The 15,151-nt window shown below is 66.5% G+C and carries 11 protein-coding genes; 8 read left to right on the top strand and 3 right to left on the bottom strand.

From position 1 onward, the window contains the following. Positions 1-31: 31 nt before the first annotated feature. The 5 genes from BHD05_RS06830 (at position 32) to typA (ending at position 8,764) form a co-directional block, all read left to right on the top strand. Complete coding sequence (locus tag BHD05_RS06830) at positions 32-1,861, top strand: ABC transporter family substrate-binding protein (protein WP_161885762.1); 1,830 nt, start codon at positions 32-34, stop codon at positions 1,859-1,861. A gap of 150 nt (positions 1,862-2,011) precedes the next feature. Then, a complete protein-coding gene (locus BHD05_RS06835; protein WP_161885763.1) occupies positions 2,012-3,538 on the top strand; it encodes an ABC transporter permease in 1,527 nt (508 codons plus the stop codon). A gap of 2 nt (positions 3,539-3,540) precedes the next feature. After that, positions 3,541-4,605 carry an ABC transporter permease gene (locus BHD05_RS06840; RefSeq protein ID WP_161885764.1) on the top strand — a complete coding sequence of 355 codons (1,065 nt, stop codon included), beginning with the start codon at positions 3,541-3,543 and terminating at the stop codon, positions 4,603-4,605. Then, positions 4,602-6,284 carry an ABC transporter ATP-binding protein gene (locus BHD05_RS06845; protein WP_418763839.1) on the top strand — a complete coding sequence of 561 codons (1,683 nt, stop codon included), beginning with the start codon at positions 4,602-4,604 and terminating at the stop codon, positions 6,282-6,284. Before BHD05_RS06840 ends, BHD05_RS06845 begins: the two co-directional genes overlap by 4 nt. A gap of 560 nt (positions 6,285-6,844) precedes the next feature. After that, on the top strand, positions 6,845-8,764 hold the full coding sequence (typA, locus tag BHD05_RS06850; RefSeq protein WP_161885765.1) for a translational GTPase TypA: 1,920 nt from the start codon (positions 6,845-6,847) through the stop codon (positions 8,762-8,764). Positions 8,765-8,870: 106 nt separating this feature from the next. Here typA and efeB read toward each other — a convergent pair whose 3' ends face one another. The 3 genes from efeB to efeU are packed head-to-tail and all read right to left on the bottom strand — an operon-like array spanning position 8,871 to position 12,216. Next, positions 8,871-10,154 carry an iron uptake transporter deferrochelatase/peroxidase subunit gene (efeB, locus tag BHD05_RS06855; protein WP_161885766.1) on the bottom strand — a complete coding sequence of 428 codons (1,284 nt, stop codon included), beginning with the start codon at positions 10,152-10,154 and terminating at the stop codon, positions 8,871-8,873. Positions 10,155-10,159: 5 nt separating this feature from the next. After that, positions 10,160-11,332 (bottom strand): iron uptake system protein EfeO, encoded by a 1,173-nt coding sequence (gene efeO / locus BHD05_RS06860; protein WP_161885767.1) that lies wholly within the window; start codon positions 11,330-11,332, stop codon positions 10,160-10,162. Next, complete coding sequence (gene efeU, locus BHD05_RS06865) at positions 11,329-12,216, bottom strand: iron uptake transporter permease EfeU (RefSeq protein ID WP_161885768.1); 888 nt, start codon at positions 12,214-12,216, stop codon at positions 11,329-11,331. The genes efeO and efeU overlap by 4 nt, the downstream gene beginning before the upstream one ends. Positions 12,217-12,366: 150 nt before the next feature. Here efeU and BHD05_RS06870 point away from each other — a divergent pair, with 150 nt between their 5' ends. From BHD05_RS06870 to dapC, 3 genes are read left to right on the top strand one after another with little or no spacing between them, the layout of a single operon-like run. Continuing rightward, the gene (locus tag BHD05_RS06870) at positions 12,367-13,671 is read left to right on the top strand and encodes a PIG-L family deacetylase (protein WP_161885769.1); all 1,305 of its coding nucleotides are present in this window, start codon (positions 12,367-12,369) and stop codon (positions 13,669-13,671) included. Continuing rightward, complete coding sequence (gene fdxA, locus BHD05_RS06875; RefSeq protein ID WP_161885770.1) at positions 13,668-13,997, top strand: ferredoxin; 330 nt, start codon at positions 13,668-13,670, stop codon at positions 13,995-13,997. The genes BHD05_RS06870 and fdxA overlap by 4 nt, the downstream gene beginning before the upstream one ends. 11 nt (positions 13,998-14,008) lie before the next feature. After that, a complete protein-coding gene (gene dapC / locus BHD05_RS06880; RefSeq protein ID WP_161885771.1) occupies positions 14,009-15,118 on the top strand; it encodes a succinyldiaminopimelate transaminase in 1,110 nt (369 codons plus the stop codon). Positions 15,119-15,151: the final 33 nt, after the last annotated feature.

The following is a 15,151-nucleotide window of genomic DNA, read 5'->3' on the forward strand; positions in this document are numbered from 1 at the left end:
GATCGTCCGCTCACTTTGCACAGGAGGAAAATTGAAGATATCGCGCCTAATGGGCGGCGTTGCGGTCGTCTCCGTGGGAGCGCTCGCGCTCACCGGTTGCACCCCACCCCGTGCATCAGAGGTCATCGAGGGCACGAGCATCACCGTGGCTTGGAATGACTCCTATTACGCCTTTAACGACGGCCTCGCCGACACCAATGCGTCGTCGAACGCGGTCGTCAATTACATGGCGAAAGACGGCTTCCAGTACTACGACAACAACTCCGCGCTTATCCCGCAAACCGCCTTCGGCTCGATCGAGAAAACGAGCGATGACCCGCTGACGGTCAAGTACACCGTCAACGAGGACGTCACGTGGTCTGACGGCACCCCGGTCGACGCGGCCGACCTGCTGCTCTACTGGGCCGCGTTCACCACGCACGTGCAAAACGGTGCGGGTGTCGAAGATGAAGAGACCTTCGAGCTCACGGGCCAGGAGGGCACCTTCTGGAACACGGGAACGGTTGAAGACTTCGGGCTCGACCTCGTGGAGGAAACCCCCGAGATCGGCGATGACGGCCGGAGCATCACCCTCGTCTACTCCGACTTCTACGTCGACTGGCAGCTCGGCTTCGCCGTCTCGCCCGTCTCCGCCCACGGAACCGTGCAGCTGGCGTACCCGGGCGAGTACGACGACGAAGACGGTGCCGAGAAGGCCAAGGACGACATCATCAAGGCCATCCAGGACAAGGACTTCGACTTCCTCGCGCCGGTGTCCGAGTCCTACAACCAGGACTACAAGTTCACCGACACGCCGGAAGAGCCGCAGAAGCTTTACGGAACGGGCGCCTACACCATCACGGAGATCAACTCCGCTGACAAGTTCGTGACCCTCACGGCGAACCCCGAATACACCTGGGGCCCGTCGCCGAAGTACGAAACCATCACGGTTCGCGTCATCCCGGATGCCCAGGCGCAGCTCACTGCGCTGGCGAACGGTGAGGTCTCGATCGTGGCCGGCCAGCCGACCGCGGACATCGCAGCGCAGCTCGAGGCCGGCATCGCCGGTGTCGAGTTCTCCGGAGCCCCCGAGGGAACGTACGAGCACATCGACCTTCAGGTGACCAACGGTGGCGTGTTCGACCCGGCCACCTACGGCGGGGACGAAGACAAGGCGCTGGCCATCCGTCAGGCGTTCCTCAAGACGATTCCGCGGGGCAAGATCCTCGAGACGCTCATCAAGCCGCTCCAGCCTGATGCGGAACTGCGCAACTCGCAGATCTTCCTCCCTGGCACCCCAGGTGCCGAGGCGGCGGCCGAGGTCAACGGAACGCTCGACCTTGTCGACCCCGACATCGAGGGCGCCAAGGCGCTGCTCGCCGAGGCCGGCGTCACCACGGTAGACGTGCGGATGCTGTTCTCGTCGACCAACCCGCGTCGCGGATCCGAGTACACGCTGATTGCCGAGTCGGCGAAGGAAGCGGGCATCAACGTCATCAACGCATCCTCCGAGACCTGGGGCGGTGACCTCGACGGCAACAAGGCTGGATACGACGCGGCGCTGTTCGGCTGGAACTCCACCAGCACGGCAATCGGCGAGTCGGGTGCGAACTACCAGACGACCGGACTGAACAACTTCTATGGTTGGTCCAATGCCGAGCTCGACGACCTGTTTGACCAGTTGGGCCGCGAGCCCGACGAGGCCAAGCAGCAGGAGATCCTCGTGAAGGCGGAAGAGATCATCGGCGCCCAGGCGTGGTCGGTGCCGATCTTCCAGTTCCCCGGGATCACCTCGTGGAGCGCCGAGGTTGATGGGGTCGTTCCCGGCTTCCTCAGCCCGTCGTACTTCTGGAACTTCTGGGAGTGGGCACCGGCCGAGTAGTCCGGTGAAGGGCACGGCAAGAACGCCCTGACACGGGAGTGAGCGTCGGATAATCTCCGGCGCTCACTCCGTCTGCTTGTGTGGCACCAGGCCCGCTGTTGTGCCTTCGCAGGGATGTGTGTGGATCCCCTCCAGAGAAAAGATTCCTTCGTGTTGAGATACATCCTGCGGCGACTTGTCACCGCTCTGTTGATCGTCTTCGCAGCCAGCTTCCTCATCTATGTGCTCGCCGCAAACGCCGGCGATCCGCTCGAAGACCTGCGCACATCAACAGCCCCGAACAAAGAAGCTTTGATCGCCGCCAAGATTCAGGCGCTCAACCTCGACGTTCCCGCGCCGCTTCGCTACTTCATCTGGCTCAGCGGCGTCGGTGGAATCTTCGTCGGCGACCTCGACCTTGGCCAATCGCTCCGCGGCGTCGAAGTGACGAACCTTCTCGCCCAGAGCATCTGGAGCACACTCAGCCTCGTGACCGCAGCAACGGTGCTGTCGGTTCTCCTCGGCGTCTCGATCGGCATGGCAACGGCGCTACGCCAATACAGCGGGTTCGACTACAGCGTGACGTTCGTGTCGTTCCTGTTCTTCTCCCTGCCGATCTTCTGGGTGGCCCAGCTGCTGAAGCTGTACATCGCGATCGGATTCAACGACTTTCTAGGTGACCCCGCGATACCACCGATAGCAATTGTGATCACCTCGCTCGTGGTCGGGTTCGTGTGGGCGAGTCTGGTTGGTGGGGGGGCGAAAAAGTACTTCACCAACTTCGGCGTAGCCATTCTCGTAACAGGGGGTGGGCTCACCTACATCGCACTGACGAACTGGATGGTGACGCCGTCGCTGGGAATTTTCTGGATCGCCGTGCTCGGCCTCCTCGCTGCTTTCTCGATCACCTACCTCACCACGGGGCTTGCGAACCGTAAGGCGCTCTACTCCTCCGTCGTCGTCGCGGCCTCCGCCGCCGCGTTGTGGTTCCCGGTGCAGTACCTCTACTTCTACCTGCCGAGCTGGTGGAGCGTTGTCATTGTTCTCCTCGGCCTTGTCGCCATCGGAATCACCGCAGCGTTGCTGTTCGGAGGCAGTGACCGAAACGTCTCGGTGAGGGCGGGCGTGCTCACGGCCGTCGTCTCGACTCTGCTGCTGGTCGTCGACCGCCTCATGGTCGCCTGGCCTGACTACACCGCCAACACGGGCGGTCGCCCCATCGCGACGATCGGCTCGGCTACCCCCAACCTGGGAGGCAGCATCTGGATCCAGGGCCTCGACTCGATCACCCACCTGGTGCTCCCGACGATCGCCCTCATGTTGCTCTCGCTGGCTGCGTGGAGCCGATACTCACGGGCGAGCCTGCTCGAGGTGATGAACCAGGACTATGTGCGAACGGCCAGGGCGAAGGGCCTCCCCGAGCGCACCGTCGTCATGCGACACGCATTCCGCAACGCCCTGATCCCGATCACGACTCTCGTGGCATTCGAGATCGGGGCCCTCATCGGAGGCGCTGCCATCACCGAGACCGTATTCGGCTGGAGCGGCATGGGCTCGCTCTTCATCGGGTCGGTTGTCGACGTCGATCTCAATCCGCTGATGGGCGTCTTCATCATTACGAGCATCGTCGCCCTTGTATTCAACCTCCTCGCGGACCTCGCTTACTCCGCACTCGATCCACGAATCCGGGTGAACTGACCATGGCACGATCATCGAGAACGCCCCCCGATGAGCTCCTCAATGAGGTGCTCACCATTGAACAGCGCGAGGTCGAGGGGCTCAGCCAGGGCGTTATCGTTCGGCGCCGCTTCTTCCGGCATAAGGGCGCCGTCATCTCGCTCACTGTGCTCGCTCTGATGGCCGTGCTCATCTACTCCTCCATCGGCGTAAGCCTGTTCGGCATCCCCATCCCCGGTTGGTGGCCGCTCAACTACGAGAGCACCTACCCGATCGTCAATGCCGGGGGAACGCCAACGTGGGTGTTGCCCTTCAACTTCGGTGCGCATCCGTTCGGGCAGGATGAGATCGGTCGCGACATCTTCGCGCGGGTCATGCGCGGCGCCCAGCAGTCGATTGTCTTCATGGTGATCTATGGGGCCGTCGCGGGGTTCATTGGAATCGTGGTGGGCGCTATCTCGGGATACTTCCGCGGCATCGTCGACGCCGTGCTCATGCGCTTCACCGACGTCATCATCGTGATTCCGTTCATCCTGCTCGCGGCGGTCATCGGACGCACCTACGGCAGCCTTGGCGCGATCGTCCTGGCGCTCGCGATCGGATTCTTCGGGTGGACCGGACTCGCGCGGCTCGTGCGCAGCGAGTTCCTCGGTCTACGTGAGCGAGAGTTCGTCGACGCCGCACGCGTGGCAGGCGCCTCGCCGGCCCGCATCATCTTCCGGCACATCCTCCCGAACTCGCTCGGGGTCGTGATCGTCACGCTGTCCCTCACGATGAGTGGTGCGATCCTCCTCGAGGCGGCGCTGAGCTTTCTCGGAGTGGGAATCAAGTTCCCCGACGTCTCCCTCGGGCAGCTGCTGAACCAGTACCAGGGGGCCTTCGCAACGAGACCGTGGCTCTTTTGGTGGCCGGGTGTGTTCATCATTCTCTTCGCGCTCGCCATCAACTTCATCGGGGATGGGCTCCGGGATGCCTTCGACCCGAGGCAACGTCGTCTGCCCGGCCTTCCGGGTCCGTACAGACAGGTCGCTGCGGGCCTCTTCGGCTTCATCGGCGGAGCTCGACCGACCGGAAAGGTCTCCTCATGAGCACGATGACGACTAAGTCGTCGATACCGGGTGCCAGCACTACGGCCCCGATCATCGAAGTCGACAATCTCGCGGTGGACTTCTGGGTCAATGGCGAGTGGATGTCGGCCGTTCGCAATATCAACTTTCATGTCGATCCCGGAGAGGTTCTCGCGATCGTCGGGGAATCCGGATCGGGCAAGAGCGTGAGTTCGATGGCTCTCCTGGGCCTGCTGCCGCCGAACTCTCGCTCGCAGGGTTCGGTGCGCCTCAAGGGCGAGGAGATCCTCAACGCGACGCCGGAGCGCCTCACGAAGGTGCGCGGCCAGCACATTGCCGTGATCTTCCAGGAGCCGATGACGGCACTCAACCCCGTGTATCGAATTGGGTACCAGATCGTCGAGGCACTTCGCGTTCACTTCCCGCTTACACCGCACGCGGCGAAGGAGCGGGCAATCGAGCTGCTGCGCATCGTCGAGATGCCGGACCCGGAGAAGGCGTTTCACTCGTTTCCGCATCAATTGTCGGGAGGCCAACGCCAGCGGGCCATGATCGCGCAGGCGATCTCGTGCGACCCTGACCTGCTGATTGCCGACGAGCCGACGACGGCGCTCGACGTCACCATCCAAGCGGAGATTCTCGACCTGCTGCGCAACCTCCACCAGAGGCTCAACAGCGCGATTGTCATCATTACCCACGACCTCGGCGTCGTCGCCGACATCGCTGACAACGTGATCGTCATGCGCGACGGTGAGATCGTCGAGCGGGGCACCGTCCATCAGGTATTCGGCGCTCCGCGCCACGCGTACACCCAGGAACTCCTGGCGGCGATTCCGCGGCTTGGTTCCACCCCGGACGTGAGCCCGACCCGTGTGGGAGAGCCGGTACTCCAGTTCGTCGACACCGTGATCGAGTACCCCGGGTTGAGGCGGGTGCCGGCGTTCCGTGCCGTCGACAACGTGAGTTTCTCGATCTACCCCGGCGAGATCGTCGGCCTGGTCGGGGAGTCGGGATCAGGCAAGACCACCATCGCGCGCGGCGCGATCGGCCTGCTGCCGTTCACGATGGGCAGCGCGACGGTGTGCGGGCGGGAGATGGTCGGCATCTCGGCGCGTGACCTGCGTGAGCTTCGCCGCGAGATCGGCATCGTGTTCCAGGACCCCGGCTCGTCGCTCAACCCCCGCTGGCCCGTCGGCCAGAGCATCGGTGAGCCGCTCGTGCTCTCCACAAAACTCAAGCACAAGCAGATCGAGACACGGGTCGGAGAGCTGCTCGACCAAGTCGAGCTCTCGAAGAGTTTCCGCAACCGCTATCCGCATGAGCTTTCCGGTGGTCAACGCCAGCGCGTGGGAATTGCACGCGCCCTCGCGCTCAAGCCGAAACTGCTTGTCGCGGATGAGCCGACATCCGCCCTCGACGTCTCGGTGCAGGCCCGAGTGCTCGACCTCATCGAGGAGCTTCAGGCCGAGCTCGGTTTTGCCTGCCTGTTTGTCAGCCACGACCTGGCTGTGGTGGACCGGCTCGCCGACCGGATTGTGGTGTTGAACCACGGCAAGCTTGTCGAGGAAGGCACGCCGGATGAGATCCTTCGAAACCCGAAAGATCCCTATACCCAGCGGCTTATCGCGGCGATCCCGGTGCCGGACCCCGACGAGCAGCGGGCCAGACGGGAGCGGCGGGCGAGCGGAAATCGCGGGTAGGGAGCGGTCCGAGCTCGTGCCTGACGGGTCGAGCGAACCCGAACTACCGCGGCGACCATTCCCCACCACGAGAGGGTGGTCCTGCGCGGGGCGTTTCTCACGACGATCCCGCGACGAAAACCCGCCGCGGCACAGCGGCTGCTCCGGCAGGCTGGTACCGTCGCCGCCGAGGTCTGCATCCGCTTTGATCCGGCCAATCCGCGCCGTCTGGGCGGATGACGCCGGGATGCCGCTCTCGCAATTCCCGTCGATCACCGCGTTCCGGACCGGTGTCACGGGCGTCAGGCGCTCGCCGCTCGCCGCCGGAGTGCTCCCGAATGTCTGGGAGTGGAAGCCCGCGTACCGACCCGGAACAGGCGCGGGGCGCGCCCCGGATGCTTCTCGCAGGCAGATATCGCTCGAGCGCGGTAGACTACGGGGTGCAGGGCACCGGAGCCGTGATCCTGCACACCCCATAGATCCCACCCCAGCGCCCGCTGGTTGCTGCTCCTGCCCGATCGCGCATAGCCCCGATCGCGGCGAGCAGCCAGCCGCCTCAGCAGTCAAGGACTCACATACGCATGGCCATTGCCACTCGCAAAGACCTCCGCAACGTCGCAATCGTCGCCCACGTCGACCATGGCAAGACCACACTGGTCGACGCCATGCTCAAGCAGACGAACTCGTTCGATGCCCACTTCGAGGGCGAGGACCGCATGATGGACTCGAACGACCTCGAACGCGAAAAGGGCATCACGATCCTCGCGAAAAACACGTCGATTCTCTACAACGGCATCCACGCCGAAGAGAACGGCGCGGGCGGCCCGATCATCATCAACGTCATCGACACCCCCGGCCACGCCGACTTCGGTGGCGAGGTCGAGCGCGGCTTGTCGATGGTCGACGGGGTCGTCCTTCTCGTCGACGCGAGCGAGGGCCCGCTTCCGCAGACCCGCTTCGTGCTGCGCAAGGCGCTCGAGGCCAAGCTCCCCGTCATCCTGCTCGTCAACAAGACCGACCGCCCCGATGCGCGCATCGACGAGGTCGTCGCCGAGAGCCAGGACCTGCTCCTCGGCCTCGCGAGCGACATGGCCGACGATGTGCCCGACCTCGACCTCGACGCGATCCTCGACGTTCCCGTCGTCTTCGCCTCCGGTCGCAACGGCGCCGCGAGCTGGAACAAGCCCGAGAACGGCACCATGCCCGACAACGAGGACCTCGAGCCCCTCTTCGACGCGATCCTCAAGCACGTTCCCGCTCCGACCTACGACGACGAGCACCCCCTGCAGGCGCACGTCACCAACCTCGACGCGAGCCCCTTCCTTGGACGCCTCGCCCTGCTGCGTGTCTTCAACGGCACGATCAAGAAGGGTCAGACGGTCGCCTGGGTCAAGCACGACGGATCCGTCTCCAACGTCAAGGTCACCGAGCTGCTCATCACCAAGGCGCTCACCCGCGTGCCCGTCGACAGCGCCGGCCCCGGTGACATCGTCGCCGTCGCCGGATTCGAGGACATCACGATCGGTGAAACCCTCGCCGACCCCAACGACGTGCGCCCGCTGCCGACCATCAAGGTCGACGACCCGGCGATCTCGATGACGATCGGCACCAACACCTCGCCGATCATCGGCAAGGTCAAGGGCCACAAGCTCACCGCGCGCATGGTCAAGGACCGCCTCGACCGCGAACTCGTCGGTAACGTCTCGATCAAGCTCGTCGACATCGGCCGCCCCGACGCCTGGGAGATCCAGGGCCGTGGCGAGCTCGCTCTCGCGATCCTCGTCGAGCAGATGCGTCGCGAGGGCTTCGAGCTCACCGTCGGCAAGCCGCAGGTTGTCGTCCGGCAGGTGAACGGCAAGGTGCACGAGCCCTTCGAGCACCTCACGATCGACGCGCCCGAGGAATACCTCGGCGCCGTCACGCAGCTGCTCGCCGCTCGCAAGGGCCGGATGGAGGGCATGAGCAACCACGGCACCGGCTGGGTCCGCATGGACTTCATCGTCCCGTCGCGCGGCCTCATCGGCTTCCGCACCGAGTTCCTCACGATCACGCGCGGCGCCGGCATCGCCAACGCCGTCTCCCACGGCTACGAGCAGTGGGCTGGCGAGATCATCACCCGCGTCAACGGCTCGATCGTTGCCGACCGCGCCGGCTCCGCCACCCCGTTCGCCATGGTCGCCCTGCAGGAGCGCATGTCGTTCTTCGTGGAGCCCACCCAGGAGGTCTACGAGGGCATGGTCGTCGGAGAGAATTCGCGCGCCGACGACATGGACGTCAACATCACGAAAGAGAAGCAGCTGACCAACATGCGCCAGTCGACTTCCGATTCGTTCGAGCGCATGACCCCGTCGCGCAGGCTCACCCTCGAGGAGTGCCTCGAGTTCGCCCGCGAGGACGAGTGCGTCGAAGTGACGCCCGAGTTCGTGCGCATCCGCAAGGTCGAGCTCGACGCCAACGCGCGCCAGCGCAAGACCTCGCGCCTCAAGAAGCAGAACGCCTAACTCGCACGCAGCGTACCGGGCGGGGTCCCTCACGGCGAAAGCCGGAGTGGCCCCGCCCGTTCCTCTATCCACCGCCTCGCCGAGCACGGCTGGCCTGCGGTTGAGGTCAGGCGAACAGGCTCTCGCCCACAAAACCGCCTCGGTTGGCCCCGGGCGGCACGGCGAAGATCGCCGAGCCGACGTGTCGGACGTACTCGTTCATTGCGTCGCTTCCGGCGAGGCTCGACTGCACGGCCACGAACTGGCTGCGCGGGTCGCGTTGGAAGCAGATGAAGAACAGGCCGGCGTTGAGCCTGCCGAGGTCGTCGTTGCCATCGACGAAGTTGTAGCCGCGGCGCAGAAGCAGCGCCCCCGCGTTGTGGTCGGGGTGGGCGAGCCGAACGTGCGCGGCCTTGTCGATTGTGGGGGAGCCAGATGCAGCTGTCGTGTCGAGGTCGACGGCGGTGAACTCGGTGCCGCCGGACAGCGGGGCGCCTTCGCCCTTCGTGCGGCCGATGACGCGTTCCTGCTCGCGCAGCGATGCCCTGTCCCACGTTTCGATCGTCATGCGGATCTTGCGCGCGACGAGGTACGAGCCGCCCGCCATCCAGGCCTGCGAGTCCCCGCCGGGCGCGAAGACATGCTCGCCAACCTGGGTGGTGTCCTCGGCTTTCACATTGGCGGTGCCATCCTTGAAGCCGAACAGGTTGCGGGTGGTCACCTGCGCGCGCGTCGTCGACGACGTACGCCCGAAGCCGAGCTGGGACCACCGGAGGGCCGCGCGCCCGAACGCGATTCTCGAGAGATTGCGGATGGCGTGCACCGCGACCTGCGGGTCGTCGCTGCAGGCCTGGATGCAGAGGTCGCCGTCGCTCTGGGCCGGCACGAGCGCGTCGCCGGCGAAGTGGGGGAGGTCGATGAGCTCGGTGGGGCGGCGCCCGGCGAGTCCGAACCGGTCGTTGCCGTCGGCATCCTCGAACAGGGTCGGACCGAATCCGAAGGTGATCGTGAGGCCGGATGCCGGAAGGTCGAGCGCCTCGCCCGTGTCGTCCGGCGGTGCGTCGTACGCTCCGCCGACCGCGCCGACTGGTCCGGCGCCGAGACCCTCGGTCATGCGCGCGGCTGCAAGGGTCCAGTCCCGGAGCAGCTCGATGAGCTCACCCCGGTCGATGTCGGGCACGTCGAAGCTCGCGAAATGCAGCCGGTCCTGGGCGGCGGTGACGATTCCCGATTGGTGTGCACCGTAGAACGGATAGGACGCCGCCGCGCCGGAGGAACCGGTGCCGGATGCCGAGGCGACAGCGCGGTCGCCAGCGACGCCGATTCCAACCCCGACGACGCCCGCCCCGGCGAGCCCCAGGAGGCCGCGACGGGAGAGGCCGGCTCGGGGTGGAGCATCCTCCTCGGTCATCGGTGTCAGCCCACCACGGCTGCGGTCAGCAGACTGAGCGGCTCGGCGAGGGCGTTCACGCCGTTCGCGAGCGTGCGGATGTCGTCCGACGACAGCTCGTCGTAGGAGGTGAATCCGGCCTCGAGGCTGCCGTACTGGGCGAGCTGCGCCTCGAGCGTGGCGAACTGCGCGTCGATGTCGGAGACGAGATCCGGGTTCTTCTCCTCCACGATATCGCGCACGCCCTCGTAGGCCACTCGGGCGCCCTCGAGGTTGGCCTGGAAGTCCCAGAGGTCGGTGTGCGACCAGATCTCCTCCTCACCGGTGATCTTGCCGGTCGCGACCTCGTCGAGCAGCGCGATCGCGCCATTGCTGATCGTGTCGATCGATACGGAGTACTTCTCGTCGTGCACGGCGTCGTAGAGGGCGGCAGTGTCGGCGACCAGCTTGTCGGCGAAATAGCCGCGCTCCTGGGCGGTCAGCGCGACGTAACCGGCATCCGCCGGCGGCCACAGGTCCTTCTCGATGCGGTGCCAGCCGCTCCACTCCTCGCCCTCCGGGACGTCGGCTTCGCGGAAGTCAACTGCGGGATCGAGGTCGCCGAACGACTCGGCGACCGGTTCGACGCGTTCGTAGCTGGCTCGGGTGATCGCGTAGAGCGACCTCGCGGCATCGTCGTCACCAGCCCGGTAGGCCGCGAGGAACGCGTCGGTCGCGGGCACCAGCCGGGCCACCTGGTCCTTCACGTAGGCCACATAGTTCGCGGCGGCCGCGTCGATCCGCTCTGCGTCGTCGCCCGACGGCGAGCCGGTGGTACCGGAATCGGTCACGGTGAACGCGGCGCGGCCGATGCCGTCGCCGACCATGCCGGGCTTGCACGCGGTGAAGTACTCACCGGGCTTCAGCGTGAGGGTCAGGTCGCGCGGGGCGCCGGGGGCGACATTCTCGACCTCGCCGACGATGCGGCGGCCGTCATCGGCGAGCAGGTAGAACTCGGTCGCCTGGTCGGCCGAGTTCGTGACCGTGAAGACGACCGTGCCGCTGGGGGCCGTGTCGGATGAGACTGTGCAGTCTGTGGCCGTGCTCTCCACGGCGAGCGTGGTCGCCTCGGCGGTGGAGTTCGGCACGCAGGCGGCGAGGGCGAGCAGCGCAGCCGCCGCGGTGATGGAGGCGCCGACGGCGCGGATCGGGATGTTCATCGGGCTCCCTGGGTCTCCGCGGTGTGCGCGGTGTGCGCGGTGGTCGGGTCGGTGGGCGGTGCCGCAGAGACGGCCGGGCGGCGGCCGCGGCGCGCCTGGACCACGAACACGGTGAGCACGGGAACGACATAGGCGAGCCAGACCCCGGCCTCGAGCCACGTGGTGGCGGGGGAGAAGTTGACGGTGCCCTTGAGCAGCGTTCCGTACCAGCTTGAGGGCGGAATCGTGCCGCTCACGTCGAAGGCGAGGTTGTAGAGCCCCGGAAGAACACCAGCCTCCTGGAGGTCGTGCACCCCATACGCGAGCACACCGGCGGCGACGATGATGAGGAGTGCCCCGGTCCAGGCGAAGAAGCGTGAGACGTTGAACGCCACGACCCCGCGGTAGACGAGGTAGCCGAGAAGCGAGGCGACGGCGAGTCCGAAGGTCGCCCCGAGCAGCGGAAGGGTCGTCTCACCGGTGGACTGCACGGCGGCCCAGATGAAGAGCGCGGTCTCGATGCCCTCACGCCCGACGGCGAGGAACGCGACGAGGACGAGGCCCCAGCCCGCGCCGTCGAGGTGCCGGTCGAGGTCGTCGCGAAGCTGCCCGACGAGCCGGCGCGAGGTGCGCAGCATCCAGAAGATCATCCAGGTCACGAACCCGGCGGCGATGATCGAGAGGATTCCGCCGATGAGCTCCTGGGCCTCGAAGCTCAGACCGTACGCGCCGAAGGTCAGGACTGCCCCGAGGGCGAGCGCGACCGCGACGGCCAGCGCGACTCCCGCCCAGATGCGCGGAATGACGTCCCGCCGGTCGATCTTGACCGCGTAGGCGACGAGGATACCCACAACGAGTGCGGCCTCGAGCCCCTCGCGCAGGCCGATCAGGAAGTTAGCAAGCACGGTGTCACTTTCGGTTAGGTAAGGCACACCTTATACGACTGTTGTAAGGCTCACCTAACACGCGCCGGTGGTGTCGGCGAGCCACCGGTACGCTGGATTCGCGGGTCAGAGCCGAATCGGCCCACGAGTATCCAGGAGAGAACGTCGATCATGTCCCCGGTTCCCCTGCCCGAGTCTGCGCCGCAGCCAACACCCGAGCGGGTGCTGTTTGTGCACGCGCATCCCGACGACGAGACCATCTCGACCGGCGGCACGCTCGCACGCCTCGTCGACGACGGCACCGCGGTGACCGTGCTCACCTGCACGCGCGGGGAGTGCGGTGAGATCGTCCCGCCCGAGCTCCAGCACCTGCTCGGCGACGGTGATGCGATCGCGGCGCACCGGGAGACTGAGATCGCCGAGGCGATGAGGATTCTCGGTGTCGCGGACCACCGGTGGCTCGGCGGCCCCGATGCCCGCATGGTCGACCGCGAACCGCGCAGATACCGGGACTCCGGCATGGTGTGGGGCGAGTTGGGTCCGGAGCTCGGCCCCGACCTGCCGGCCGACGCCCTGTGCGTGGCGGATGCCGGAGAAGTCGCGGCCGACGTCGCCACGGTCATCGCCGCGGTCGGCGCCACCGCCGTGGTGAGCTACGACGCGAACGGCGGGTACGGGCATCCGGACCACATTGCGGCGCACACCGCGGCGCGTCACGCCGCCCGCGTCATGAATGTGCCCTTTTACGAGATCCTGACGCCGGGCACCCTGCGGCCGCAGGATCTCAGCGACCCCGACGTGTACGTGGTGGAGATCGCGCCGGTCCGCGCCCGCAAGCTCGCGGCCCTGCGTGCCCACCGCAGCCAGCTCACGGTGGTCGGTGCCGGGTCGCCGGCCCAGCCGGGCGTGTCGATGCACAAAGAGTCGCCGGGGCGTGCCGACGTGATCGAGGTCGAGGGCGACCGCATCGTCATGTCGGGCGGCCAGATCGACGAGATCGGCAGTGTCGAGGCGTTCCGGCGCGAAGGGCACCCGGTCGCGCGTCTCGACTGGTCGGACTACAGCCGGCGCGCCCGCGTGCTCGCCTGCGGCCTTGCAGCCGTTGTCGGCGCCACCCTCGGCGCCCTCGGCACGGTGAATCACCAGGTCAGCCTCGATCTTTTCGGCGCGAGCGTGCCGATCGGCCTCGTGCTCGGACTTCTCGTCGTCACGGCCACACTCGTCGGGTTGCGCCTCATCTTCGACAATCGCGTCGTCGTCGGATTCGCCTCCGTCGCACTTCTGTTGGTGATCGGGGTGTTGGCGGGGGAGAGCACCGGTGGCTCGGTGCTCATTCCGGCATCGACGATCGCCTACGGCTGGCTGTACGGAACCGTGATCGTCGTCGCCGTTGTGCTCGCCTGGCCGAAACTCTCCCATCCGGTGCGCGGTAAGATTGTCGGTAGTACACAACCGAAGGGATTCACCTCACCGTGACCTACGTTATTGCCCTCCCGTGCGTCGATCTCAAGGATCGAGCGTGCATCGACGAATGTCCCGTCGACTGCATCTACGAGGGCGATCGCATGCTCTACATCCACCCTGATGAGTGCGTCGACTGTGGTGCCTGCGAACCGGTGTGCCCCGTCGAGGCGATCTATTACGAAGACGACACCCCCGAGAAGTGGGCCGACTACTACAAGGCCAACGTCGAGTTCTTCGACGACATCGGCTCCCCTGGTGGCGCGGCCAAGGTCGGGGTCATCCACAAGGACCACCCTCTCGTCGCCGCGCTTCCGCCGCAGCCCGTCGGCGTCCAGTAACCCGGCCCGGCGTGGCCCTGTCGCTTCCCGAGTTCCCGTGGGATGCCCTCGTACCGTTCGGTGATCGCGCCCGGGCGCACCCGGACGGGATCGTCGACCTCTCGGTCGGCTCGCCCGTCGACGCCACACCCTCTGTCATCCGCGATGCTGTCATTGCCGCAGCCGACGCGCACTCCTACCCGCAGACTGCGGGCACGCCCGCCCTGCGCGAGGCAATAGTGGCCTGGTTCGAGCGCCGCCGGGGAGTCGCGGGCCTCGCTGGCGGCCAGGTGTTGCCGACCATCGGATCGAAGGAACTCATCGCGGGCCTCCCGCTCTGGCTCGGCCTCGGCGCCGGCGACGTCGTCGTTCAGCCCCGCACCGCCTACCCGACCTACGCGATCGGCGCCGCCCTCGCCGGTGCGACCGTGCACGCGGGCGACGACCCGGCCGAGTGGCCGCAGGCCACGCGCCTCGTCTGGCTGAACAGCCCGGGCAATCCGGATGGGCGGGTGCTCGGGGTCGACGAGCTGCGCGCGGCCGTCGCGCGCGCGCGAGAGCTTGGCGCGGTCATCGTGAGCGACGAGTGCTACGCCGAACTCGCCTGGGACGCCCCGTGGGCCGGAGCGCCGACCCCCAGCATCCTCGACCCTGCCGTTGTTGCCGGACACCTCGGCTCCGTGCTCGCCGTCTACTCGCTCAGCAAGCAATCGAACCTCGCCGGCTACCGCGCCGGATTCGTTGCCGGCGACAGCGATCTCATCGGTGAGTTGCTCGCCGTTCGCAAGCACATCGGTTTGATGCCGCCCGCGCCCGTGCAGGCCGCCATGGTCGCCGCGCTGTCGGATGACGAGCACGTCGCCGAGCAGCGCGAGCGATACCGGGGGCGCCGGACCGTGCTGAGGGAAGCGCTCGAGCGGGCCGGATTCACCATCGACCACAGCGAGGCTGGCTTGTACCTGTGGGCCACGAGGCGCGATGAGGCCTGGACGACAGTCGGCGAGATGGCCGCGCTCGGCATCCTCTGCGCACCCGGAACCTTCTATGGAATCGACGACTCCCGGCACGTTCGGTTCGCCATCACGACGACCGACGAGCGCATCGCCGCCGCCGCCAGTCGTTTGGCTGCATCCTCTAATTGAATTGCCGTTTCCTTAGCGGTTGCGACCATACCC

The organism is Marisediminicola antarctica, from assembly GCF_009930795.1.
GTDB lineage: Bacteria > Actinomycetota > Actinomycetes > Actinomycetales > Microbacteriaceae > Marisediminicola > Marisediminicola antarctica.